The following is a 3,189-nucleotide window of genomic DNA, read 5'->3' on the forward strand; positions in this document are numbered from 1 at the left end:
GAAGGAAATCATGTCCGGGAAGATATCGATGAAGTGGCTGATTTTGTTCCTATTGATTTTATCTTGAATGTAGTGCTGGATGAAAATAAAAATATAATTAAAGCAGTCGCGGGGCACTATATTAAAGCGCACAGGGAAGGCTGCCGTTTTCTGGACTCAATTTATAAAGTTAAAATACCTGATAAAGCTGATATAGTAATTGTATCACCAGGAGGATATCCAAAAGATATAAATCTTTACCAGGCACAAAAGGCTCTTGATAACTCTGCTCATGCAGTAAAGGACGGAGGAATAATAATTCTTGTGGCTTCGTGCAAAGAAGGATTAGGAGAAAGTGTATTTGAAAGGTGGATGTTAGAAGCAGAATCATCCGAAAGTATGATAACTAAAATACATAATAAATTTGAGCTTGGGGGACATAAAGCAGCGGCTATTGCAATGGTTTTAAGAAAAGCCCGAGTATTTCTTGTATCTGATATGGAAGCAGATTTTGTAAGGAAACTATTTCTTGAACCATATACTAATGTAAAAGACGCAATAACATGTGCATTTAACCAGCTTGGCAATAATGCCAAGGTGCTGGTTATGCCCTATGGAGGTTCCACATTACCAATAATTTAAATGTGATAGAATAGCATAATAGCAAAAATGTATAAAAATGTATAATAGGATATAAACAATTAAGGTACAATATAATAAGATAATAAAGTGCTGTTATAAATTTTAAAGTTTATTTTAAGCTTTTCTTTGTGAAGTTTCTGCATAAGGGTTCTTTACAGGTTTTATGAGTATTATAGTTATAATTATTCTGTATACCTGAGAGTTTCTTTTTATGCCTATATTTATTTTTTATGTCTATATATTTAAAAGTCATGTACTTGAGAGCCAATAAGAGCCATATACTCAAAAGTCTATATACTCAAAAGTTATCTGTTTTTCTAATTCGGCAATTTCGGAATAATCCGCAGGTTGGGTGCCTGAAGTTAAAACATTGGCTGTTGCTGTAGCCATTGCCAGTTTTACGGATTTATCAAAACCTAAGCCCATATCAATGGAGTGAGCTAGGGCAGCTACCATAGCGTCACCGGCTCCAACAGTACTTTTAACATCAACTTTTATGCCCCTTGAAAAGATAGAGCATGTTTTATCCAGAAAAAGTGCACCTTTCTCTCCAAGAGAAACTACGACAATTTCTATACCGTACTTATTGATGAGACTTCTGGCAAGATTTACAGCCTGCTTAATACTTTTTACGGAAGTATTAAAAAGTTTCTCTAATTCATTTATGTTAGGTTTTACAAGAAAAGGGCCGGCTTGAACTCCATATTTTAGTAGTTCATCATCAGCATCTAATATTGTCTTAGCTCCAATATCTTTTGCAGACATTATCCATTGGTAATATATATTTTTATGTATGTTTTTTGGAGTACTTCCTGAAAAAACAACTATAGAGTCCTTATTCAGAATTCTAAACAATTTTTCTTTCAGCATGTCAATATATTTTACATCAACATCCGGACCAGGTTCATTAATATCTGTATTGGTTTTTCTGACCTTATCAATTATTTTCAAATTGGTTCTGGTATCCTTTTCCATAAAGATAAAATCGTTATCGACACCATAATGATCAAGATATTCTTTAATAAACTTGCCAGAAATTCCTCCCAGAATTCCTAGAGCCTTACTCTTTCCTCCAAGGCTTAGGATAACTTTTGAAACGTTGATTCCTTTTCCGCCGGCATCTAGTCTAACGGATGAGACTCTATTAAGAGTTCCGACTTCAAAATTATCTATTTCTATAGTCTTATCTACGGCAGGATTAAGTGTAATAGTATAGATCATTTATTTTTCCTCTATTTGTTTTCTTTTTATTTTCTTTATTTTCATGCTTATTTTTGCATCTTGTTAATATTTTATATTAATATTTGTTTTATGAAAATAGACAACAAACTATCTGTATAACGCTTTATGATTACTTTATATTGGCTGCGCTTTGTATTATTTTGTATTCGGAACTTGAACTTTCGAGTATTGCAGAAATTAAGAATTTCCAGTTTAGCGAAGCGAATCATTTACAATGAGAAGTGAATATGATAGCCGTATGAAGGCGATATCACAAGGTTTAAATGCATATTATCCCTGACATCAAATCATGTTCACAGAGGCTTGTTGTCAATGATAAACTGGAAATTCTTCGGAACCTAAATGCTCGGATTCTATTTTGCCGAAAACATATTATTTTTCTCAGTATATAAAAGTTTATGGATATGAAAGTATTGTATTATTCACGCATTTTTATAAAAGCATGCAGTATTTTATATATATAATAATGTGATAGAATTAATCTAAATAAACTTGTAGAAGTTATTAGAAAGTATTTGAAAGCATTAGAAAGCATTGGAAAGTTTATATTAGAGGATGCTATGAATAAGAATCATATGAGTAAAAATAATTTGTATAAAAACCATATGAATAAGAACATTAAGAATACCGTTTTTAACTGTTCAGTAAAAGTAGAGGATACTTATTTCTATATTTCGCTAGATAAAAACTTTTTTGAGTCAGTGCCATGGCCTGTTGCACTTCATAACCATGCTTCCTACGAAGTACATATTATTAAAACCGGAGAATATAAGTTTTATATTGATAACATTTATGGAGAAGAGATTATTCTGAGAAGCGGAAACTGCTGTATTATAGGCCCAAATATTTACCATTCAAAGGGAAACGCTTTACATGAAGGATCATGTAGATATATTTTTAGATTTGAGTGCTATCCCAGCAGTGGAAAAGTTTCAAAAATTGTTCAATGCTTAAACATTATAAACAAATTTTATTTATTGAAATCGTGCATAAAAGAGATCAAATTAATAGAAGAAATTATATCTGAATTTGAAAACAGGCAGATCGGGTATATGACTGCAATAAACAATCTATTTTCCCAACTTATTTTAACCTTGTTGCGAAATATTTCTGGAAAAAGAGAATTTTCAGACTCAGAAGATAAGGATATAAGATTTAAAACCATGAGCGATGACAGAACAACTACGATAGACGGTTTTTTTGTTTTTTGCAAGTGAGATCTCCCCACTTTTGCAAAATTTTTTCCCCAGGCACCGGTGGGGAATTTTTATGTAAACCCAGTGACTTTCCCGTAAGTTTTTTATGTGTTTAGTACAGCTTCGCGAA

The 3,189-nt window shown here is 32.1% G+C and carries 3 protein-coding genes and 1 pseudogene; 3 read left to right on the forward strand and 1 reads right to left on the reverse strand.

All coding sequences use genetic code 11. The annotated features are described in order from the left end of the window. Positions 1-621: transcriptional regulator (locus tag GXX20_00490; protein HHW30146.1), on the forward strand; the 621-nt coding region annotated here is incomplete at its 5' end. A gap of 282 nt (positions 622-903) precedes the next feature. Here GXX20_00490 and pfkB read toward each other — a convergent pair. Beyond that, a complete protein-coding gene (gene pfkB, locus GXX20_00495) occupies positions 904-1,842 on the reverse strand; it encodes a 1-phosphofructokinase (protein ID HHW30147.1) in 939 nt (312 codons plus the stop codon). A gap of 581 nt (positions 1,843-2,423) precedes the next feature. On the opposite strand from pfkB, the gene GXX20_00500 reads away from it, so the two are divergent. Further along, entirely contained in the window at positions 2,424-3,080 is a 657-nt protein-coding gene (locus tag GXX20_00500; GenBank protein HHW30148.1) for a hypothetical protein, read from the forward strand. After that, positions 3,065-3,175 (forward strand): annotated as a pseudogene (locus GXX20_00505) (DNA primase). Before GXX20_00500 ends, GXX20_00505 begins: the two are co-directional and overlap by 16 nt. Positions 3,176-3,189: the final 14 nt, after the last annotated feature.

Source organism: Clostridiaceae bacterium, from assembly GCA_012840395.1.
Taxonomy (GTDB): domain Bacteria; phylum Bacillota; class Clostridia; order Acetivibrionales; family DULL01; genus DULL01.